The organism is Caulobacter sp. LjRoot300 (assembly GCF_964253875.1).
Lineage (GTDB): Bacteria > Pseudomonadota > Alphaproteobacteria > Caulobacterales > Caulobacteraceae > Caulobacter.
This window is the reverse complement of record NZ_CAXUSA020000002.1, coordinates 132,084-152,793: the sequence shown is the minus strand read 5'-3', so window position 1 is coordinate 152,793 and position 20,710 is coordinate 132,084. Positions and strand designations below refer to the sequence as shown.

Annotated in this window: 19 protein-coding genes and 1 pseudogene; 14 read left to right on the top strand and 6 right to left on the bottom strand. The window is 69.2% G+C overall.

Annotation, left to right across the window (positions count from 1 at the left end; all coding sequences use genetic code 11):
- Window positions 1-65 precede the first annotated feature (65 nt).
- Window positions 66-2,708: a glycoside hydrolase family 3 C-terminal domain-containing protein gene (locus ACSQ2G_RS06130; protein ID WP_436029186.1), complete on the top strand. Its 2,643-nt coding sequence runs from the start codon at window positions 66-68 to the stop codon at window positions 2,706-2,708.
- Between the two features lie 145 nt (window positions 2,709-2,853).
- Here the strand turns inward: ACSQ2G_RS06130 and ACSQ2G_RS06125 are convergent, their stop codons facing one another.
- Window positions 2,854-3,945: a glycosyltransferase family 4 protein gene (locus tag ACSQ2G_RS06125; protein WP_436029184.1), complete on the bottom strand. Its 1,092-nt coding sequence runs from the start codon at window positions 3,943-3,945 to the stop codon at window positions 2,854-2,856.
- Window positions 3,945-4,769, bottom strand: a complete 825-nt coding sequence (locus ACSQ2G_RS06120) for a UDP-2,3-diacylglucosamine diphosphatase (RefSeq protein WP_436029182.1) — start codon at window positions 4,767-4,769, stop codon at window positions 3,945-3,947. Before ACSQ2G_RS06120 ends, ACSQ2G_RS06125 begins: the two co-directional genes overlap by 1 nt.
- Before the next feature lie 261 nt (window positions 4,770-5,030).
- On the opposite strand from ACSQ2G_RS06120, the gene ACSQ2G_RS06115 reads away from it, so the two are divergent.
- Window positions 5,031-5,660 carry a TetR/AcrR family transcriptional regulator gene (locus ACSQ2G_RS06115; RefSeq protein WP_436029181.1) on the top strand — a complete coding sequence of 210 codons (630 nt, stop codon included), beginning with the start codon at window positions 5,031-5,033 and terminating at the stop codon, window positions 5,658-5,660.
- Window positions 5,661-5,675: 15 nt separating this feature from the next.
- On the opposite strand, the gene ACSQ2G_RS06110 is transcribed toward ACSQ2G_RS06115, so the two are convergent.
- Complete coding sequence (locus ACSQ2G_RS06110) at window positions 5,676-6,869, bottom strand: MFS transporter (RefSeq protein WP_436029179.1); 1,194 nt, start codon at window positions 6,867-6,869, stop codon at window positions 5,676-5,678.
- A 127-nt stretch (window positions 6,870-6,996) separates the two neighbouring features.
- Here ACSQ2G_RS06110 and ACSQ2G_RS06105 point away from each other — a divergent pair, with 127 nt between their 5' ends.
- Complete coding sequence (locus ACSQ2G_RS06105) at window positions 6,997-7,590, top strand: TetR/AcrR family transcriptional regulator (protein ID WP_436029177.1); 594 nt, start codon at window positions 6,997-6,999, stop codon at window positions 7,588-7,590.
- A 9-nt stretch (window positions 7,591-7,599) separates the two neighbouring features.
- Here the strand turns inward: ACSQ2G_RS06105 and ACSQ2G_RS06100 are convergent, their stop codons facing one another.
- On the bottom strand, window positions 7,600-8,067 hold the full coding sequence (locus tag ACSQ2G_RS06100; RefSeq protein ID WP_436029175.1) for an Lrp/AsnC family transcriptional regulator: 468 nt from the start codon (window positions 8,065-8,067) through the stop codon (window positions 7,600-7,602).
- Window positions 8,068-8,185: 118 nt separating this feature from the next.
- On the opposite strand from ACSQ2G_RS06100, the gene ACSQ2G_RS06095 reads away from it, so the two are divergent.
- Both ACSQ2G_RS06095 and ACSQ2G_RS06090 read left to right on the top strand, forming a co-directional pair.
- The gene (locus ACSQ2G_RS06095) at window positions 8,186-8,437 is read left to right on the top strand and encodes a DUF6356 family protein (RefSeq protein WP_310083804.1); all 252 of its coding nucleotides are present in this window, start codon (window positions 8,186-8,188) and stop codon (window positions 8,435-8,437) included.
- Window positions 8,438-8,672: 235 nt separating this feature from the next.
- A complete protein-coding gene (locus ACSQ2G_RS06090; protein WP_436029173.1) occupies window positions 8,673-10,103 on the top strand; it encodes an amino acid permease in 1,431 nt (476 codons plus the stop codon).
- Window positions 10,104-10,111: 8 nt separating this feature from the next.
- On the opposite strand, the gene ACSQ2G_RS06085 is transcribed toward ACSQ2G_RS06090, so the two are convergent.
- Complete coding sequence (locus ACSQ2G_RS06085; protein ID WP_436029172.1) at window positions 10,112-10,792, bottom strand: phytanoyl-CoA dioxygenase family protein; 681 nt, start codon at window positions 10,790-10,792, stop codon at window positions 10,112-10,114.
- Between the two features lie 157 nt (window positions 10,793-10,949).
- Here ACSQ2G_RS06085 and ACSQ2G_RS06080 point away from each other — a divergent pair, with 157 nt between their 5' ends.
- Window positions 10,950-12,098: an acyl-CoA dehydrogenase family protein gene (locus ACSQ2G_RS06080; protein WP_436029170.1), complete on the top strand. Its 1,149-nt coding sequence runs from the start codon at window positions 10,950-10,952 to the stop codon at window positions 12,096-12,098.
- 188 nt (window positions 12,099-12,286) lie between these two features.
- On the opposite strand, the gene ACSQ2G_RS06075 is transcribed toward ACSQ2G_RS06080, so the two are convergent.
- Window positions 12,287-12,598 (bottom strand): hypothetical protein, encoded by a 312-nt coding sequence (locus ACSQ2G_RS06075; RefSeq protein WP_012284370.1) that lies wholly within the window; start codon window positions 12,596-12,598, stop codon window positions 12,287-12,289.
- A 347-nt stretch (window positions 12,599-12,945) separates the two neighbouring features.
- On the opposite strand from ACSQ2G_RS06075, the pseudogene ACSQ2G_RS06070 reads away from it, so the two are divergent.
- The 8 genes and pseudogenes from ACSQ2G_RS06070 to ACSQ2G_RS06035 all read left to right on the top strand — a co-directional run bounded on the left by ACSQ2G_RS06070 (window position 12,946) and on the right by ACSQ2G_RS06035 (window position 20,691).
- A pseudogene (locus tag ACSQ2G_RS06070) lies at window positions 12,946-14,959 on the top strand (methyl-accepting chemotaxis protein).
- Entirely contained in the window at window positions 14,959-15,246 is a 288-nt protein-coding gene (locus ACSQ2G_RS06065; protein ID WP_310083789.1) for an STAS domain-containing protein, read from the top strand. Before ACSQ2G_RS06070 ends, ACSQ2G_RS06065 begins: the two are co-directional and overlap by 1 nt.
- Window positions 15,243-15,608 (top strand): response regulator, encoded by a 366-nt coding sequence (locus ACSQ2G_RS06060; protein ID WP_028038734.1) that lies wholly within the window; start codon window positions 15,243-15,245, stop codon window positions 15,606-15,608. Before ACSQ2G_RS06065 ends, ACSQ2G_RS06060 begins: the two co-directional genes overlap by 4 nt.
- 47 nt (window positions 15,609-15,655) lie before the next feature.
- Window positions 15,656-17,914 (top strand): chemotaxis protein CheA, encoded by a 2,259-nt coding sequence (locus ACSQ2G_RS06055; RefSeq protein ID WP_436029166.1) that lies wholly within the window; start codon window positions 15,656-15,658, stop codon window positions 17,912-17,914.
- A 4-nt stretch (window positions 17,915-17,918) separates the two neighbouring features.
- Window positions 17,919-18,386 carry a chemotaxis protein CheW gene (locus ACSQ2G_RS06050; RefSeq protein WP_310083785.1) on the top strand — a complete coding sequence of 156 codons (468 nt, stop codon included), beginning with the start codon at window positions 17,919-17,921 and terminating at the stop codon, window positions 18,384-18,386.
- Between the two features lies 1 nt (window position 18,387).
- On the top strand, window positions 18,388-19,269 hold the full coding sequence (locus tag ACSQ2G_RS06045) for a CheR family methyltransferase (protein WP_436029164.1): 882 nt from the start codon (window positions 18,388-18,390) through the stop codon (window positions 19,267-19,269).
- Window positions 19,269-20,297: a protein-glutamate methylesterase/protein-glutamine glutaminase gene (locus ACSQ2G_RS06040; protein ID WP_436029162.1), complete on the top strand. Its 1,029-nt coding sequence runs from the start codon at window positions 19,269-19,271 to the stop codon at window positions 20,295-20,297. Before ACSQ2G_RS06045 ends, ACSQ2G_RS06040 begins: the two co-directional genes overlap by 1 nt.
- A 4-nt stretch (window positions 20,298-20,301) precedes the next feature.
- Window positions 20,302-20,691, top strand: a complete 390-nt coding sequence (locus ACSQ2G_RS06035; RefSeq protein WP_019847929.1) for a response regulator — start codon at window positions 20,302-20,304, stop codon at window positions 20,689-20,691.
- The last annotated feature ends 19 nt before the right edge of the window (window positions 20,692-20,710 follow it).

The window sequence follows — 20,710 nt, the reverse complement described above, 5'->3', positions numbered from 1 at the left end:
ACCTCTGACACCGGTGTCGCGCCGGGCAAGACGACCTTTCAAGGTCGCGGGACGAGGGGAAACGCGTGAAGGCTCCAGCGATCATTCCATCCAGCGGCGCGCTCGCCCTGGCTCTGGCCTTGGCGGTCATGGGCCTGGGGCCGCCCGCCTTGGCCCAGGCGCCGGCGGCGTTCCTGGACCCGGCCCTGAAGCCCGACGCCCGCGCCGCGGCCCTGGTCTCGGCCATGACTCTGGAGGAGAAGGCCGGCCAACTGAAGCACGCCGCCCCCGCCATCCCGCGCCTCTCCGTCCCGGCCTACAACTGGTGGAGCGAGGGGCTGCACGGCGTGGCCCGGGCCGGGGAGGCCACGGTGTTCCCGCAGGCCATCGGCCTGGCCGCCACCTGGGACGCGCCGATGGTCCACGGGATCGCCGACACCATCGCCACCGAGTTCCGCGCCAAGTACGTCGCGACGCGCGCGGCGGACGGCGGCTCGGCCCAGTATCGCGGCCTGACCGTCTGGTCGCCCAACATCAACATCTTCCGCGATCCGCGCTGGGGCCGGGGCCAGGAGACCTATGGCGAGGATCCTCACCTGACGGCCGAGATGGGCGTGGCCTTCGCCACCGGCCTGCAGGGCGACGACCCGGCCTATTACAAGACCGTGGCCACCGCCAAGCACTTCGCGGTCCACAGCGGCCCCGAGGCCGACCGCCACCGCGACGACATCCGCCCCTCGGCCCACGACCTGGAGGACACCTACCTGCCGGCCTTCAAGGCCCTGGTGACCCGGGCCCGGGTCGAGTCGGTGATGTGCGCCTATAACGCCGTCGATGGCGCGCCGGCCTGCGCCAACACCGCCCTGCTGGCCGACCGGCTGCGGCGCGACTGGGGCTTTTCCGGCCATGTGGTCTCGGACTGCGCGGCGATCGCCGACGTCTTCCAGCCGACCTCCCACGGCTATGTGAAGACCGCCGAGCAGGCCGCCGCCGTCAGCATCAAGGCCGGGACCGACCTGTTCTGCGGCGAGTTCGGGCCCGACAAGAGCGCCGACATCGCGCCGATCGTCGACGCCGTCCATCACGGCCTGCTGAGCGAGGTCGAACTGGACCAGGCGGTCCGGCGCCTGTTCGTCGCCCGGCTGAAGCTGGGCCTGTTCGACCCGCCCGCGCGCGTGCCGTACTTCAAGATCACGGCCGCGCAGAACGACACCCCGGCCCACCGCGCTCTGTCGCTGGAAGCCGCCAAGGCCTCGCTGGTGCTGCTGAAGAACGACGGCCTGCTGCCGCTGAAGGCCGCCCCGGCCCGGATCGCGGTGATCGGCCCCAACGCCGACAGCCTGGACGCCCTGGTCGGCAACTACAATGGCACGCCTTCCAGGCCCGTCACCGTGCTGGCCGGTCTGCGCGAGCGGTTCCCCAACGCCCGGATCGACGTCGTCGAGGGGACGGGCTGGACCGGCGCGCCGCGCGAGAACGTGCCGGACGCGATGCTGAAGGACCTGAAGGTCCAGACCTTCCAGGGCCTGGAGCTGGCCGGAGCGGCGACGGCCCCGGAACCGGCGACCAACGCCGCCTTCGGCTGGGGCCGTCCCCAGCGCCAGGAGCGCAAGACCTCGATGCGCTGGACCGGGACGCTGGTCCCGACCGAGACTGGCGTCCACCGCCTGTCGGTCAGCGGCGAGGGCGGCTACCGGGTGATCGTCGACGGCCGGACCGTGGTCGACGCCTGGGCCCGGGCCCCGGACTCCGCCCCGGACGGCGAGGTCGCCCTGACGGCGGGCAAGGCCCATGCGATCGTTGTCGAGGCCAACCAATCCGGCTCGCGCGGCGACCTGCGCCTGCAATGGAGCCGGCCCAGCCGAGGGGCCGAGGCCGCCGTGGCCGCGGCCAAGGCCGCCGACCTGGTGGTCTTCGTCGGCGGGCTGACCGCCAAGCTGGAAGGCGAGGAGATGTCGGTGCGAGCCCCGGGTTTCGCCGGCGGCGACCGCACCAGCCTGGACCTGCCCGCCGCCCAGGAAGGCCTTCTGGAGCGCCTGCACGCCGTTGGCAAGCCGGTCGTCCTGGTGCTGACGAACGGTTCGGCGCTGAGCGTGAACTGGGCCGACGCCCACCTGCCGGCCATCGTCGAGGCCTGGTATCCGGGGGGCGAGGGCGGTCGCGCCGTGGCCGGCCTGCTGGCGGGCGACTTCAGCCCGGCCGGCCGCCTGCCCGTGACCTTCTACCGCTCGGCCGACCAGCTGCCGCCGTTCAAGGACTACGGCATGGCCGGCCGCACCTACCGCTATTTCGGCGGCGAGGCGCTGTATCCGTTCGGCCATGGCCTCAGCTACACGCGGTTCGCCTATGGCAAGCCGGTGCTGGAGCGCGCGGCGGTCAAGACCGGCGAGGCCCAGGGCGTGGCGGTCGACGTCACCAACAGCGGGCCGCGCGACGGCGACGAGGTGGTGCAGCTGTACGTCTCGCGCGACGTCGCCGGCGCGCCGGTCCGGTCGCTGCACGGCTTCCAGCGGGTGCATCTGAAGGCTGGCGAGACGCGCCGCGTGCGGTTCGCCGTGGACGGCGCGGCGATGAGCGTGGTGGGGGCGGACGGCTCGCGGTCGATCGCGCCCGGACCGGTGACCCTGTGGATCGGCGGGGGCCAGCCGGTGAGCCGGCCGGGGCTGGCGAAAGCGGCCGGGGTCGAGGCGCGCTTCGAGGTGGAGGGGAGCAAGGCGGTGGGGAACTAGGGGGCTATTCTAGATCCTCCCCCTGTGGGGGAGGTGTCGGCGAAGCCGACGGAGGGGGGAGTGATCGGTATCTGGCCGGGTTTCGGACCTCGATCCTATAACTCCCCCCACCGGCCTTCGGCCGCCTCCCCCAGAGGGGGAGGACCTAAGCCGCCGGTCTGCGCCTCAGCCGCGCCAGGCGCCGCAGCCGGCGCCAGAAGCGGGTCTTTTCCGGCTCGGGATAGGGCTGCAGGTTCTTGTAGAACTCCTCGGCGCAGGCGCGCCACGAGAAGCCTTCGGCGAACTTGCGCACCGTGGCGTGGTCGATGTCCAGGCAGGCCAGGCACGCCTCGCGCAGGCCGTCGGTCTGGCCAGGGGCCAACACGCCGGCGCCCGAGCCGGGGATGATGTCGATCGGCCCGGGGGCCGAGAACGCCGCCACCGGCACGCCGGCCGCCATGGCCTCCAGGATCACCAGGCCGAAGGTGTCGGTCAGGGACGGGAAGCAGAAGACGTCGGCGCAGGCGAAATAGCGGGCCAGCTCCTCGCCGAACTTGGCGCCGGCGAACACCACGTTCGGATACTTCTCGGCCAGCTCCTCGCGTTGCGGGCCGTCGCCGACGATCACCGTGGTGCCGGGCAGGTCCAGGCCCGCGAAGGCCTCGATGTTCTTCTCGACCGCCACGCGGCCGACATTGAGGAAGATCGGCCGGGCCAGGCCCTCGAACACGTCCGGCTCGCCTTCCTGGCGGGGGCGGAACACGTCGGTGTCGACGCCGCGCGTCCAGGGCGAGATGTTGCGAAAGCCGTGGCGGATCAGCTCGTCGCGCATGGTCGGGGTGGCGACCATCAGCCGGCCCGACGGCTTGTGGAACCAGCGCATGTAGGTGTAGCCGGCCGACAGCGGCAGCGGCAGGCGCGCCGACACGTATTCGGGGAACCGCGTATGGTAGCTGGTGGTGAATGGCAGCTTCCATTCCAGGCAGATGCGGCGGGCGGCCAGGCCGATCGGACCCTCGGTGGCGATGTGGATCGCCTCGGGCTCGAACGACTTGAAGCGCTCCATCACCGGCTCGTAGGCGCCGATGGCCAGCTTGATCTCCGGATAGGTCGGCAGCGGGAAGGTGGGGAACTGGTCGGGGCTGACGACGTCGATCTCGTGGCCCATCGCCTTCAGCTCGGCCATCACCTTGGTGAGGGTCCGAACCACGCCGTTGACCTGCGGTTCCCAAGCATCTGTGGCGAGTAGTATCCGCATCAGGCGGCGGCAGGCTCCGCTATGGGGGGCTCGACGGGGAGCGCCCTTGCCCGGTCGATCACCGACCAGGACCTAAGCTTGGACCATTCCAGGATTTCGAGCCGTCCGTCCATATGTTCCACCAGCGCGGTGCAGCTTTCCACCCAATCGCCGTCGTTGACATAGAGCACGCCGTCGATCTCGCGCATCTCGGCCTTGTGGATGTGACCGCAGATCACGCCGTCGACGCCGCGCCGACGGGCTTCGTCGGCGACCGCGGCTTCGAAATTCTCGATGAATTGCAGCGCGTTCTTCACCTTGACCTTCAGATAGGCCGAGAGACTCCAGTAGCCGAACCCCATTTTCCGACGCGCGCGGTTGAGCAAGGTATTCAGCATCAGGATGGTCCTATAGGACCAGTCGCCCAGGAAGGCCAGCCACTTGGCGTGCTGCACCACCCCGTCGAACTCGTCGCCATGGACCACCAGGTAGCGCTTGCCGTCGGCCGCCTCGTGGATCACGTCGCGGACCACCACCACCCCGCCGAAGTGGACGCCGCAGAAGTCGCGCACCCGGTCGTCGTGGTTGCCGGGCACATAGATCACCTCGACCCCCTTGCGGGCCAGGCGCAGGATCTTCTGCACCACGTCGTTGTGGCTCTGGGGCCAGTACCAGCCGCTGCGCAGCTTCCAACCGTCGATGATGTCGCCGACCAGGTAGAGCTTGTCGCATTCGACGTGACGGATGAAGTCCAGCAGCAGCTCGGCCTGGCAGCCGCGGGTGCCCAGGTGCACGTCGCTGATGAAGATCGAGCGGTAGCGGCGGATCTCGATGTCGGTGACCATGTTAGCCCCTCCGGCGGTTCTGGTCGGCGTTCAAGCCGATCCCCCCGGACCGGCCCCCGGCCCCGGATGGCGTTGGGGCGAGCCGTCCGGCGATTAAGCTGATTGCATGTCGCTTTCGTGAAATGGCGTCGCGCCCGCCGCGCGACGCCGTGTCGCACCAACGCCCGAATTTTGACCATCCCGTCGATCTTGTCGGACAAGACGAAGCCCGGCCGGCGCTCGGCTGTTGCAGCGCAACATGGCTTTGACTAGATCAAGGTCATGGACGCCGCCCGCCTCGCCAAGGATACGCCCAAGTCGCTGAAGACCCGGGCGCGGATTCTCGACTGCGCGATGCGCCTGATCGCCGAGATCGGCTATCACGCCGCGACCAACCCGGTGATCGCCGACGCCGCCGGCCTGACGCGCGGGGCGATGCTCTACCACTTCCCCACCCGCGAGGCCCTGGTCGAGGCGGCCGTGGCCCACGTCCAGGCCGAGCGCTCGGCCCTGTTCCGCGCCGCCGCCGACGGCCTGCCCTCGGGCGCCGACGTCACCGAGCACGCGATCGACAGCTACTGGGATCTGCTGCACACCGTGCCGTTCCTGGCCTTCGCCGAGCTGGAGGCGGCCGGCCGCACCGACCCGGCGGTCCAGGCCCTGCTGGCCCCGGCCCAGGCCGAGTTCGACCGCGCCCAGGCCGGCGACCACTTCCTGAAGATCCTCCACGCCGGGGCCGGGCCGCGCTTCCAGGCCAGCCGCGACCTGGCGCGGTTCATGCTGGAAGGCCTGGCGCGGGCGTCCCTGACCTATGACAGCGACGGCCGGCGCGAGCGGCTGCTGACGCTGATCAAGCGGGCCACGCACATGCTCAACCGCAAGGGGGATGTGCAGGATCTTTGGCCGGACTGACGGGCGAAGCGCCGGCTAGGCCGCCGGCGCGCGCGCCTCGCCCAGGACGCGCTGGCCGGCCGTGACGGTCAGCAGGGCCAGGCTCGCCGCGGCCACCGACACCCAGAAGCCGCTTCGCGGGCCGAAGCTGTCGACCACCCAGCCGGACACGAAGGCCCCCAGGGCCATGCCGATGCCGATCCCCGTCATCACCCAGGTCACGCCCTCGGTCAGGGCCGCGGCCGGCACGCGCCGTTCGATCAGGCCGAAGGCGGTGATGAAGGTCGGCGAGATCGCCACGCCGCTCAGGAAGATCGCCGCGGCCAAGGCCAGCACGCTGCCCACCAGCAGCAAGGGCAGGGTGGTCAGCAACAGGACGATCAGCGCCGCCAGCAGCTGACGCTGCAGAGGCGCCTTCAGCGCCAGGGCCCCGACCACCAGGCCCACGACGAACGAGCCGGTCGCATAGACCCCGATCACCAGGCTGGCGGCGTCCGGCTGGCCGAGTTCGCGGGTCAGGGCCACGGTGCTCACCTCGGCGGTGGCGAAGATCGCGCCGACGAAGACCAGGGCGGCGGTGACGATCTGGACGGGCCGCAGGGCGATGGCGGATCCGCCCGCGCCCGCTTCGGCGCTTTGGACCTTCGGTTCGGAGCCGCGCTGGAGCACGAAGGCGGTGACGCCGGCCGCCAGGAACAGCGTCGAGGCCACGAGCCCGGCCTCGGGGAACACGGCCACGCTGAGCCCGACCGAGACCGAGGCCCCGGCGATATAGACCAGCTCGTCGGCCGCGGACTCGAAGGCGAAGGCGGTGTGGAGCTCGGGCCGGTCGCGGAAGACCTCGGTCCAGCGCGCCCGCACCATGGCCGGGATGCTGGGCATGGCCGCCGCCAGCAGGGCGGAGGCGAACAGGGTCCAGGTCGGCCAGTGCAGCCGGGTCGCGAGGATCAGGGCGATGAAGGCCACGACCGAGACCGCCGCCGTCGGCGCCAACAGCCGGCCCTGGCCGAAACGGTCGACCAGTCGCGAGATCTGCGGCGCGGCGAAGGCGTTGGTCAGGGCGAAGGCGGCGGCCACCGCCCCGGCCAGCCAGTATTCGCCGTGGGTCTGGGACAGCATGGTCACGATGCCAATCGGCGCCATGGCGATCGGCAGGCGGGCCACGAAGGCGGCGGCGGCGAAGCCCTTGGTTCCGGGCGCGCGGAAGATCTCGCGATAGGGATTGGACATGGACCTGGCCTTTCGATGGTGGCGTCGCCCGTTCCGAAAGCATACATACGCCTCGTATGTCAGTCAGGTGGTTGCATACGTGACGTATGTCAATGAGCCGCTGATACTTTTCGCCAGGAGTTTCGCGATGTCGCGAAGATCGCGTCCCGAGATGATCGCCGAGACCCGCGCCAAGCTGATCGCCGCGGCCCGCAAGGCCTTCGGCGAGCGGGGCTACGCCGAAGCCTCGATGGACGATTTCACGGCCGAGGCCGGCCTGACGCGCGGCGCGCTCTATCACCATTTCGGCGACAAGAAGGGATTGTTCGAGGCGGTGGTCCACGAGATGGACGCCGAGATGGCCGAGCGGCTGAAGACGATCTCCGACGCGGCGCCGACGCGGTGGGACGGTTTCGTCGCCGAGAACGTCGGCTATGTGAAGATGGCGCTGGAGCCCGAGGTCCAGCGGATCGTGCTGCTCGACGGTCCCGCCGTGCTGGGCGACCCGTCGGTCTGGCCCAGCGCCGACGGCTGCATCGCCTCGCTCCGCGCCAGCCTGGAGCAGTTGCAAGCCGACGGGGTGGTCCGGGAAGATATCGACGCCGACGTGGCCGCGCGCCTGGTCTCCGGCGCCTCGACCGACGCGGCCATGTGGATCGCCAACGCCCCCGACGCCGCCTCCGCCTCGCGCAAGGCCATCCCGGCCTTCAAGGCTTTGATGGAAGGCCTGCTGCGGCGGTGAAATCGCCCGTCAGGACAGGGCGATCGGCAAGGCCGTCGTGAACTTGATCTGCTCCATGGCGAAGCTGGACGACACGTCGGTCAGCGGGGCGGTGGCGATCAGGCGGCGGTAGAAGCGGTCATAGGCGGCGATGTCGCGAACCACGACCTTGAGCAGGTAGTCGACCTCGCCGCTCATCCGGTAGAACTCGACCACCTCGGGCAGAGCCTTGGCCCCGGCCGCGAAGGCAGCCAGCCAGTCCTCGTCGTGGCGGCCGGTCTTGACGGCCACGAACACCGTCAGCGGCAGGTCCAGGGCGTCGCGGTCGATCAGGGCGACGCGGGCGGTGATCACGCCGCTGTCCTGCAGCCGCTTGACCCGCTTCCAGCACGGGGTCTGGGACAGTCCCACCCGCTCGGCCAGCTCGGCGACGGGGACGGTGGCGTCCTGCTGCAGGATCGCCAGCAGGCGGCGGTCGATCTGGTCCAGCGAGATCATTCTCTCCGAGGCCCTGTCTGGAGAACTGAATTCCCTATACCTGCCATGATGGCGCGACTGAGACCATGTTATTCTCGCGAAGCGCGGCATGATGGAAGGACGTTCCATGAGGCCCGTCATGTTCGATCTCTTCACCCGTCATCCCCGCTCGGTCGACGAGACCTATGGCGAGCACATGGCCGTGGCCTGGAGCTTCGCCGTTCCGATGCTGCTGGGCGGCCTGGCCTGTTTCGTCCACGGAATCTTCCCGTTCCTGTTCGAGACCACCGGCAGCCGCTGCGTGAAGCTGCTCTACACCCGGATCGCCAACCGGGGCCGCAAGCCCGACGCCGAAATGCCCAACTGGGCGGCGTTCGACGCGGTGATCTGAACCCAATCCTCCCCCCGTGGGGGAGGTGTCGGCGCAGCCGACGGTGGGGGGAGTGATCGGCCGGCGGCCCGATCCAAAATCAACGATCCTGCAACTCCCCCCACCGATCGCTACGCGATCACCTCCCCCACAGGGGGAGGAGCGTGCTCGAAACGTCGTCGGCGGAGCAAATTCTCCCCCTTGGCGGCGGCGCGTCGCTAGCCCATCGTCCCGGCGAAAGAGTCGGGAGGACTGGATGAGTTTCTGGACGCGCCGCAAGGCGATCGACACGGCCGGCGGCGACGCGGCCCACGCCCTGAAGAAAACCCTGAGCTGGTACCACCTGGTCGCCTTGGGCGTCGGGGCCATCGTCGGCACCGGCATCTACACCCTGACCGGCGTCGGGGCGGGCCTGGCCGGGCCGGGCGTGATGCTGTCGTTCCTGATCGCCGGGGCGGTCTGCGCCTGCGCGGCCCTGTGCTACGCCGAGCTGTCGACGATGATCCCGGCGTCGGGCAGCGCCTACACCTACAGCTACGTGGCCATGGGCGAGCCTGTCGCCTGGTTCGTCGGCTGGAGCCTGATCCTCGAATACACCCTGGTCTGCGCGGCTGTGGCGGTGGGCTGGTCGGCCCACGCCCAGGGGCTGTTCCAGATGGCCGGCTTCCCGCCCGCCCTGCTGGCCGGACCGCACCAGGGCGGGCTGGTCAACCTGCCGGCGGTGATCATCTCGTTCGCGGTGGCCGGGCTGCTGGCCCTGGGGACCAAGGAGAGCGCCACCGTCAACATGGTGCTGGTGGTGATCAAGATCGCCGCCCTGGCGGTGTTCGTCGTCCTGTGCCTGCCGGCCTTCGACGCCAGCCACTTCACGCCGTTCATGCCGCAGGGCTTCGCCGCCCACACCGCCCAGGGGACGGGCGCCGACGGCGTCAAGGTCGGGGTGATGGCCGCCGCCAGCCTGATCTTCTTCGCCTTCTACGGCTTCGACGCGGTGTCGACCGCCGCCGAGGAGACCAAGAACCCGAGGCGCGACCTGACCATCGGCATCGTCGGCTCGATGTTGGCCTGCACCCTGATCTACATGCTGGTGGCCGGCGTCGCGATCGGCGCCTCGCGGGCCGAGGTGTTCTCCAAGAGCGAAGCGCCGCTGGTCTTCATCCTGGAGACCCTGCAACACCCGAGAATGGCCCAGCTGGTGGCCCTGGCCGCGGTGGTCGCCCTGCCGACCGTGATCCTGGCCTTCATGTACGGCCAGAGCCGGATCTTCTTCGTGATGGCCCGTGACGGCCTGCTGCCTCCGGCCCTGTCGCGGGTGAACCCCAAGACCGGCACGCCGGTGCTGATGACCCTGCTGACCGGCGCCCTGTCGGCCCTGCTGTCGGGCCTGCTGTCGCTGAAGGACATCGCCGAGCTGGCCAACGCCGGCACCCTGGCGGCCTTCATCGCCGTGGGGCTGTCGGTGATCATCCTGCGGGTGCGCGACCCGGGCCGGCCGCGGATGTTCTCCACCCCGCTGTGGCAAGTGGTGGCGCCCGGCGCCATCCTCGGCTGCCTGTATCTGTTCTACAGCCTGCCCTCCAAGACCCAGCGCTACTTCCTGTACGCCCACCTGATCGGGGCGGCGGTGTACTTCCTCTACGGGGTGCGACGTAGCGCCCTCGCGCGGGCCGAGGCCGGAAGGGTGTAGGCGGGCGCCTACGGCGCGAACATCTCGCCGGTGTCCATGCGCACGTTGCGGATGGCGCGGCAGGCGTCCTCGTCCGCCCGCGAGCGGGCGGGCTTGAAGCTCAGCAGCAGCGATCGCCGCCGCGCGCCGGAGCGGTTGCGGGTCGCCCCGTGCAGCAGGTCGGCGTCGAACGCCAGGATGTCCCCCGCCTCGCCCGCCAGGACCAGCGACGCGGCCTCGTCCGGCTCGCCGTCCAGGTCGCCAGGATCGAGCGGGCGCGGGACCACGCGGGTGGCGCCGTTGCCTGGTCCGTAGGAATCCAGGAAGACCAGGGCGGCGACGGCGTTCTGGCCCACGCCGTCGCGATGCAGGGCTTGATAGCCGGCGTTCGGCAGCGGCTCGCGGCCCTCGACCTGGCAGAGGAAGAAGGGTTCGCCCAGGATCCGTCCGGCCGCGGCCAGCAGGGACGGCAGCCGGCAGGTTCGCCGCACCGTGGGATCCAGGTCGACCAGGGCGTGGCGCCAGCCGACGCCGCGCGGCGCGGCCCATTGGTCGTCAGGTCCCACGCCGGCCTCGAACGCGTCGCGCAGGGCCTCGCGCCAGGCCTGCGGCACGGCGCCGCGCAGCAGCAGGTAGCCGTCGCGGTCCAGGGCGGCGGCCTGCGGCGCCGCCAGCGGGTCGACCTTTGTCGGCGTGAGGAGATCGCTCATGGCGGGAGCCTAGCAACCCGGGGTCGCTTTTGAAGCGGAAAGACAGCGTCGCTTCGTGATCGCCGTCGCCAGACGCGGTCGCGCACTCGGCGCTTTCCTTCCGACGCGTCGCCGCTACAGTCTGCTCAAAACAGATGTTTGAAGTGGAGGGAGCGCCATGGCCCTGGACCTGGAGACCCGCGAGCAGCTGATCGACACCGTCCGGCGGTTCGTCGCCGAGCGGCTGCGGCCGATCGAGGCCAAGGTCGCCGAGGACGACGCGGTGCCCGCCGAGGTCATCGAGGACATGAAGGGGCTGGGCCTGTTCGGCCTGTCGATCCCGGAGGAATTCGGCGGCCTGGGCCTGAACATGGAGGAGGAGTGCCTGGTCGGGATCGAGCTGGGCCGCGCCTCGCCGGCCTTCCGCTCGGTGTTCGGCACCAATGTCGGCATCGGCAGCCAGGGGCTGGTGATGTTCGGCACCGATGAGCAGAAGGCCCGCTGGCTGCCGGGCATCGCGTCCGGCGAGATCGTCACCTCGTTCGCCCTGACCGAGGCCGAGGCCGGGTCCGACAGCGCCGCCGTCCAGACCCGCGCGACCCTGGACGGCGACGACTATGTGCTGAACGGGTCCAAGCGCTACATCACCAACGCCGGCAAGGCCTCGCTGTTCACGGTGATGGCCCGCACCAATCCCGAGGCCAAGGGCGGCTCGGGCGTCTCGGCCTTCCTGGTGCCGCGCGATCTGCCCGGCCTGAGCGTCAGCAAGCCCGAGAAGAAGATGGGCCAGCAGGGGGCCCACATCCACGACGTCACCTTCGATAATGTCCGCGTGCCGGCCTGGAATCGACTGGGCGAAGAGGGCGAGGGCTTCAAGGTCGCCATGCAGGTGCTGGACCGGGGCCGCCTGCACATCGCCGCCGTCTGCGTCGGCGTGGCCGAGCGCCTGCTGGTCGACTGCGTGGCCTATGCCAGCGAGCGCAAGCAGTTTGGCCAGCCGATCGCCAGCTTCCAGCTGATCCAGGCGATGATCGCCGACAGCAAGACCGAGGCCCTGGCCGCCCGGGCCCTGGTGCTGGAGACGGCCCGCCAGCGCGACGCCGGCCGAGGCGTGACCCTGGAGGCGGCGGCCGCCAAGCTGTTCGCCTCGGAAATGGTCGGCCGGGTGGCGGATCGGGCGGTGCAGATCTTCGGCGGGGCCGGCTATGTCGCCGATTACGGCATCGAGCGCCTGTATCGCGACGTGCGGATCTTCCGGATCTACGAGGGCACCAGCCAGATCCAGCAACTGGTCATCGCCCGCGAAACGCTGAAGCGGGGCGGTTAGGGGATTTGTTGCTGGGGACATTTGCTGCTGGGGACAGGCACACGTGCCTGTCCCCACTCGGCGCACGACCCCTTAAAACGCAAAACGCCCCCACCGGCCCCGGGCCGGAACGTCCCCTGTAAGGACGCTCCGGCGGAGCCAGCGGAGGCGTATTAAGATCTCTCCAGGAAGGGAGAGAGCTTTTAGACTTACGCGCCGCCCGGGAAGCGGAACGGAACCTTCACGGTGCCGGTCTTGGCGCCCATCGGCAGCTTTTCAGCGATGCACATGGCGGCCTTGTCGAAACCCTTGCCGGCCGCGCTGTTGTCGACGACCTTGCACTCGGTCAGCTTGCCGGCGTCGGCGGTGCATTCCAGCATCACCTGGGCCGCGTCGCGCGTGTTGGCGAACTGCTGCAGGCAACGGCCCATTTGGTCTTCGAAGCCGCCAGCCGCCGAGGCGGCTTGAGCGACGAAAAAGCTGCCAGCGATTCCCGCGGCAATAGCGATCGGATATTTCATCCCGCTGCTCCTAATAGTGTGTCTCGCCCTTCGGACGTCGCGTCGTCCGGACGCCTGAGCTTTTTCGCAGAACCGAGTTAAAATATTCTGAGTCACCGGAAGATAGTTTTATTCATTCATCGGTAACCACGTTTACTTGCCGAATACGTTGTTTCACTTGAAACTACACTCAGATTTCAGCGTCGTCTTCGCGTACGCGACTCGCGCGCGCCCATTCCTTATTCCAGGACCAGGCGGCCGGGGCTTTGCGCGGCGCGGAATTTTTGGGGTGCGACACGCCCTGCGGCACAGGCTCTTAACCAAAGTCAGGAACTATTAGGAATATGCCGTGATGATCGCCCTCGACGTTGGTGATCCGTGCGCACGGAAACACCGCTAGAGGGGACCCATCCGATGAAGCGCTTTCGGCTCGTCGATCTTCCGTTGATCATCAAAATCGGCTTCGCGCCGGCTTTCGCTCTGCTCATGCTGGCCCTGATGGCCGGCGGCGCGATCGTCGTGCAGAAGAGCCAGTCCGCCGCGCTCAAGCAGGTCGTCGAGAACGACATGCGCGAGAACATGGAGATCCAGGCGATCTCCAAGCGGATCTCCAACATCAACGGCGAACTGTTCACCGTGATGACCCACAAGGCCGGGAACATCGAGGTCGACAAGAACGACGCCCGCATGGCGGCGATCCTGACCGAGACCGACGCGATCAAGAAGGACCTGACCGCTCTGAAGGGCAAGCTGCCCAAGGACGAGCAGGGCAAGATCGTCGAGCTGATCAAGTCGCTTGATGAATGCCGCAGCGCCATCGACACGGTCAGCGGGATGATCGGCGTCGACTTCAACATGGCCGCCGGCTTCATCGCCCCGTTCGAAGAGCAGTACGCCAAGATGACCGCCCAGCTGGACGGTGTCGTGGCGTCCGCCAACACCCGCGTCGCCACCGAGACCGCCAAGAAGCAGGCCGAGGCCAATGCGGCGATGAGCGCCACGATCGTCCTGTCGCTGATCACGCTGTGCGCGGTCGCCGGCCTGGCCTTCATGACGGTCATGACCACCCGCAAGTCGATCGGCGACATCGCCGGCGCCACCGAGAAGCTGTCGAAGGGCGACAACACGATCGACCTGGAGAAGATGACCCGCGGCGACGAGCTGGGCGCCATCGTCCGCTCGCTGAAGGTCTTCCGCGACAACCAGCTGCACCTGGAGCAGATGCGCGCCGAGCAGGAGAAGTCGGCCGCCCTGACCGCCGACGAGCGCCGGGCCAAGGAAGAGGCCGCCGCCGCCGCCGCCCGCGAGAACGCCCTGGTGGTGTCGTCGCTGGCCGACGCGCTGGAGCACCTGGCCAAGGGCGACCTGACCTATCGCGTCCAGGCCGACTTCCCAGGCGACTATCGCAAGCTGAAGGACGACTTCAACGCCGCCATCACCCAGCTGCAGGAAACCATCAAGGTCATCGCGGCCTCGACGGACGGCCTGCGCACCGGCGCCGACGAAATCGCCCACGCCTCGGACGACCTGTCGCGCCGCACCGAGCAGCAGGCCGCCTCGCTGGAAGAAACCGCCGCCGCCCTGGACGAGCTGACCGCCACGGTGCGCCGCACCGCCAGCGGCGCCAAGCAGGCCTCGGAAGTGGTCTCCAGCACCCGCGGCGAAGCCACCCATTCGGGCCAGGTCGTGCACGAGGCCGTCTCGGCCATGGGCGCCATCGAGGACTCGTCCAAGCAGATCAACCAGATCATCGGCGTCATCGACGAGATCGCCTTCCAGACCAACCTGCTGGCCCTGAACGCCGGCGTCGAAGCGGCTCGGGCCGGTGACGCCGGCCGCGGCTTCGCGGTCGTCGCCCAGGAAGTGCGGGCTCTCGCCCAGCGCTCGGCCGAAGCGGCCAAGGAGATCAAGACCCTGATCTCGTCCTCGACCCAGCAGGTCAGCCAAGGCGTCAGCCTGGTCGGCCAGACGGGCGAGGCCCTGCAGCGGATCGTCACCAAGGTCGGCGAGATCGACGCTCTGGTCACCGAAATCGCCGCCTCGGCCGCCGAGCAGGCGACCGGCCTCAACGAGGTCAACACCGCCGTCAACCAGATGGATCAGGTGACCCAGCAGAACGCCGCCATGGTCGAGCAGTCGACCGCCGCCACCCACTCGCTGAAGGGCGAGACGGGCGAGCTGGTGCGCCTGATCGGCCGCTTCAACGTCGGCAGCGGTCGCCAGCAGGCGTCCTACGAGCGTCCGCAGATGGCTGATCCCGCCTACCACGCCCCCGCCGCCAATCCCGTGGCCGAGCAGCGCGCCCGCCTCAACGCCTTCGCCCGTCCCGGGCGTGGCGGCGCGGCGGCCGCCCCCGCCAGCGACGGCTGGGAGGAGTTCTGATGTCGACAGCGATCGCCCTGCCCGAAACCCTTGACCTGAAGGCTTCGGGGCCGCTCAAGCAGGCCTTCGTCGAGCGCCGCGGCCAGGACATCGAAGTCCATGCCGACCAGGTGCGCCGCCTCGGCGGGCTGTGCCTGCAGGTCCTGCTGGCCGCCCGCAAGGCCTGGGCCGAGGACGGCAAACCCTTTTCGATCACCGCGCCTTCCGAGGCGTTCGTGGAAACCATCCGTCTTTTCGGGGCCGAAGGGGTCCTGCTTCAGGCCGAAATCCAAGGAGCTGCATCGTGACGCGTACTGTCCTCACGGTCGATGACTCGCGTACGATGCGGGACATGCTGCGCATGGCCCTCGCCGGCGCCGGGTTCAACGTCGTCGAAGCCGTCGATGGCGAACACGGGCTGGAAGTGCTGTCCGCCCATCGCCCCGACGTGATCATCACCGACATCAACATGCCCAAGCTGGACGGCTTCGGCTTCATCGAGGCGGTGCGGGTCGACGACGACTATCGCGCCATCCCGATCCTGGTCCTGACCACGGAAAGCGACCCCAGCAAGAAGCAGCGGGCTCGCGAAGCCGGCGCGACCGGCTGGATCGTCAAGCCGTTCAATCCCGAGAAGCTCGTCGAGGCGATCCGCCGCGTCGCGGCCTGATCGTCAGGTGTTCTAGGTACTGAAGCGCCTTTGTAGGAAGTCGGGGAATGGACGAGCTAGAGGCCATCAAGGTCACCTTCTTTCAGGAATGCGAGGAACTGCTCGCCGATCTTGAAGGCGGGCTCTTGGCCATGCAGGACGGCAACGACGATGGCGACACCGTCAACGCCGTGTTCCGGGCCGTGCACTCGATCAAGGGCGGGGCCGGCGCCTTCGGCCTGGAACCGCTGGTGCGCTTCGCCCACGTGTTCGAGACCCTGCTGGACGCCCTGCGGTCGAACGAGATCCCCGGCACGCCCGACCTGACGGCCCTGCTGCTGCGCGCCTCGGACGTGCTGGCCGACCACGTCAGCGCCGCCCGCGGCCTGGGCGTCGTCGACATGGACGTCTCGGCCGCCATGGCCGCCGAGCTGAAGATCGCCACCGACCCCAGCGCCGCCCCGGCCGCCGCCGCGCCCGTGGCGGAAGTTTCCCAGTATGTCGACGCCGCCCCGATCGTCATCGGGTCGGATGACGGCCTGGACGACGACGACCTGGGCTTCGACTTCCAGCCGATGACCATCAGCCTCGACGCCCAGGCCGCCGACGCGGCCGTGCTCGACGGCAATGTCTGGACGGTGTCGATCCGTCCGAAGTCGGACCTCTACCGCAAGGCCAACGAGACGGCCCTGCTGCTGCGCGAACTGAGCCGTCTGGGTCCGATCCAGGCCACCCTGGACGACAGCGCCCTGCCGACCCTGGAATTCATCGACCCCGAAGCCGCCTACGTCACCTGGAGCGTCCGCCTCGAGACCGAGCAGGGCGAGGAGGCCATCCGCGAGGTCTTCGAATTCGTCGACGGCGACTGCGAACTGGAGATCACCCGCGGCGAGGCCCCGGTGGCCGAGGTGCTGGCCACCCTGCTCGAAGTGGCCGCCCCGGCGCCTGAACCCGCGCCCGCCGCGATCGCGACCCCCGTCGAAGCGCCGGTCGCCGCCGCTCCGGTCGTCGAGATCGCCCCGCCGGCCCCCGTCGCCGCCCCGGTCGCCGCCAACGCCCCCGCCGCCCCGGCCGCCCCGGCCGCCAAGCCGGCCCAGATCGACGTCCCCGGTCCGGGCCAGTCGGTGATCCGCGTCGATCCCGAGCGCATCGACCGCCTGATCGACCTGGTCGGCGAACTGGTCATCAACCAGGCCATGCTGGCCCAACGCGTCGGCGAATACGGCATCGCCCCGTCCTCCAACCTGGCCATGGGTCTCGACGAGCTGGAACAGCTCACCCGCGAGATCCAGGACAGCGTCATGGCCATCCGCGCCCAGCCGGTGAAGTCGGTGTTCCAGCGCATGCCGCGCCTGGTCCGCGAAGTCGCCAACATGACGGGCAAGCAGGCTCGGCTGGTGATGGACGGCGAGAACACCGAGGTCGACAAGACGGTCATCGAGCGTCTGGCCGACCCGATCACCCACATGCTGCGCAACGCCATCGACCACGGGCTGGAAAGCCCTGAGGAGCGCAAGGCGGCCGGCAAGAATCCCGAGGGCGTCGTGCGCCTGGCGGCCCTGCACCGCAGCGGCCGGATCGTCATCGAGGTCCAGGACGACGGCAAGGGCATCAACCGCGAGCGGGTGCTCTCGATCGCGGTCAAGAAGGGCCTGATCTCGCCGGACCTGACCCTGACCGACGAGGAGATCGACAACCTGATCTTCCTCCCCGGCTTCTCGACCGCGGACAAGATCTCGGACGTCTCCGGCCGCGGCGTCGGCATGGACGTGGTCAAGCGCTCGGTGCAGGCCCTGGGCGGCCGCATCTCGATCACCTCGCGTCCGGGCCTGGGCTCGACCTTCACCCTCAGCCTGCCGCTGACCCTGGCCGTCCTGGACGGCATGGTGGTCGACGTCGCCGGCGAGACCCTGGTCATCCCCCTGGCCTGCATCGTCGAAAGCCTGCGTCCGAAGGCGGAGGAAATCCGCCCCCTGGGTCCTTCCGGCCACGTGCTCGCCGTGCGCGACAGCTTCGTGCCGCTGATCGACGTGGGCCTGACCCTGAACTACCGCGACCGCTCGCCGGCTGCGACCGAGGGCGTGGTCCTGCTGGTCGAGGGCGAGGACGGCTCGCGCGCCGCCCTGGTGGCCGACGCCATCCACGGCCAGCGCCAGGTGGTCATCAAGTCGCTCGAGCAGAACTACCAGCAGGTCGAGGGGGTCGCGGCTGCGACCATCCTGGGCGACGGCCGGGTGGCGCTGATCCTCGACGTCGACGCGGTGATTAACCTGCGCCGCCGTGGTCCGCCGCAGCCTTCCGACCCCACCCTCATCGCCGCGGAATAGCCCGATGACCGAACCCACCCCCACGTCCAGCACCGAAACCCGCGAACTGATCTCGTTCCGCGTGGGCGAGCAGGAATACTGCGTGGACATCATGGCCGTCCGAGAGATCCGCGGCTGGAGCCCGGCCACCACCCTGCCGCAGTCGCCCGCCTACATGCGCGGCGTGATCAACCTGCGCGGCGCGGTCCTGCCGATCATGGACCTGGCCGCTCGCATCGGCATGCCGACCACCGAGCCGAACGTGCGCAGCGTGTTCATCGTGGTCCAGGCCGGCGACCGCACGGTCGGCCTGCTGGTCGACGCGGTGTCCGACATCCTGTCGATCACCGACGCCATGTGCCAGCCGACCCCGGACATCGCCTGCGAGAACGTCCGCCACTTCGTGCGCGGCATCATTTCCATTGAAGGGCGGATGATCAGCGAGATCTCGCTGGACCGCCTGCTCCCCGAGCGCGAGGCCCTGGCCGCCTGAGATGACCACACCCTCGACCTCCTTCACCGATCGCCGCGAGGCCCTCGTCGATGGCGAGTTCGCCTTCACGAGCGCCGACTTCAAGCGGATCGCCGCCCTGCTGTACGACCAAGCCGGCATCAGCCTGCCCGACAGCAAGGCGACGCTGGTCTATTCGCGCCTGGCCAAGCGCCTGCGCACCCTGGGCCTGAAGTCGTTCGCCGAGTACTGCGCGTTCGTCGCCCAGGACGGCAATGTCGACGAGCAGCAGCACATGCTCCGGGCCCTGACGACCAACGTCACCCGCTTCTTCCGCGAGCCGCACCACTTCGACGACCTGCGCGCCAGCATCCTTGAGCCGATGGCCGACAAGGTCCGGGCCGGCGGGCGCCTGCGCCTGTGGTCGGCGGCCTGCTCGTCGGGCCAGGAGCCCTATTCGATGGCCTTCACGGTGCTGTCGGTGTGGCCGAACGCCGCCGACCTGGACATCCGGATCCTGGGCACCGACATCGACACCAACGTGCTGGCCACCGGCCGGGCGGCCGTCTACGAGGAGCAACTCCTCGAAGGCATCCCCGCCAACATGCGAAACCAGTACTTCGAGCGCGATGCCGGCGACCGCCGCAGCTTCCGGGTCTGCGAGGCGGCCCGCCAGATGGTGGCTTTCCGCGAGCTGAACCTCAACGGCCCAAGCTGGCCGATGAAGGGGCCGTTCGACGCCATCTTCTGCCGTAACGTCGTCATCTATTTCGACGAGCCCACCCAGGAGCGGGTCTGGCAGCGCTTCGCGCCGCTGGTCGCCCCGGGCGGCAAGCTCTATGTCGGCCATTCCGAACGCGTGGGAGCCTCCATCACCGCCTTCGAAAGCGCCGGCCTGACCGCCTACCGCAAGGCAGGTCGCTGATGGCCAGGATTCGTGTTCTCGTCGTCGATGACTCCGCCACCATGCGGAGCCTGATCACGGCCGCCCTGACCCGCGACCCCGAGATCGAGGTGGTCGGCGCCGCCGGCGACCCGTTCGAGGCCCGGGGCATGATCAAGGCCCTGAACCCCGATGTCGTCACCCTCGACATCGAGATGCCGAACATGAACGGCATCGAGTTCCTCGAGAAGATCATGCGCCTGCGGCCGATGCCGGTGGTCATGGTTTCCAGCCTGACCCAGGCCGGGGCCGAGATGACCCTGCGCGCCCTGGAGCTGGGCGCGGTCGACTGCGTGGGCAAGCCCACCAACGCCACCGGCACCGCCGAGGCGCTGGCCGAGGTGGCCGACAAGGTCAAGGCCGCCGCCCGCGCCTCGGTGCGGACCAAGGCCGACGCCGCGCCGGCCACCGCCCGCCGCCTGAACTACGTCCCCTCGGGCGACATCGTGGCGATCGGCTCGTCGACCGGCGGGGTGGAAGCCCTGCTGACGATCCTCAGCCAGTTTCCCGAAACCGGCCCGCCGACGGTGATCACCCAGCACATGCCGGCGACCTTCACCGCCAGCTTCGCCGCCCGCCTGGACCGGGCCAGCGGCGCCCGGGTGCAGGAAGCCGTCGACGGCGCCCTGCTGGAGCCGGGCAAGGTCTATGTCGCCCCGGGCGGCGCGACCCACCTGGAAGTCGTCCGTTCGGCCGGGCTGCGCTGCCGCCTGGTTCAGGGCGACCCCGTCAGCGGCCACCGGCCGTCGGTGGACGTGCTGTTCAACTCGGTGGCCCAGGCGGTCGGCGACAAGGCGGTCGGCGCCATCCTGACCGGCATGGGCCGCGACGGCGCCCAGGGCCTGCTGGCCATGCGCAAGGCCGGGGCCCGGACGGTCGGCCAGGACGAGCAGAGCTGCGTCGTCTACGGCATGCCGCGCACGGCTTTTGAACTCGGCGCCGTGGAGAAGCAGGTCACCCTGTCCTCCATGGGCCAAACCATCCTCGATCTGGCCTCCGCGAGGCGATGAACCCATGCCCCAAGCAAGCTCCATTTCCGTTCTCGTCGTCGATGACCAGCTGACCATGCGGGCGTTGATCCGCAACGCCTTGCAGCAGATCGGCTTCAAGGACATCCGCGAGGCCCCCGACGGCGAGGAGGCCCTCAAGAACCTGCTGGCCAAGCCGGCCAACCTGGTCATCTCGGACTTCAACATGCCGAAGATGGACGGGCTGGCCCTGCTGCGGGCGGTGCGCTCGCACCCGCCGATCCGCCAGACCGCCTTCGTCATGCTGACCGGCCGGGCCGACCGCGAGCTGGTCCAGCGCGCGGTGCAGTTCGGCGTCAACAACTACTGCGTCAAGCCGTTCACCGTTCAGGGCCTAAAGGAAAAGATCGAACAGGTCTTTGGCCAGCTGACATGATCAATCGAGATCCCCACCC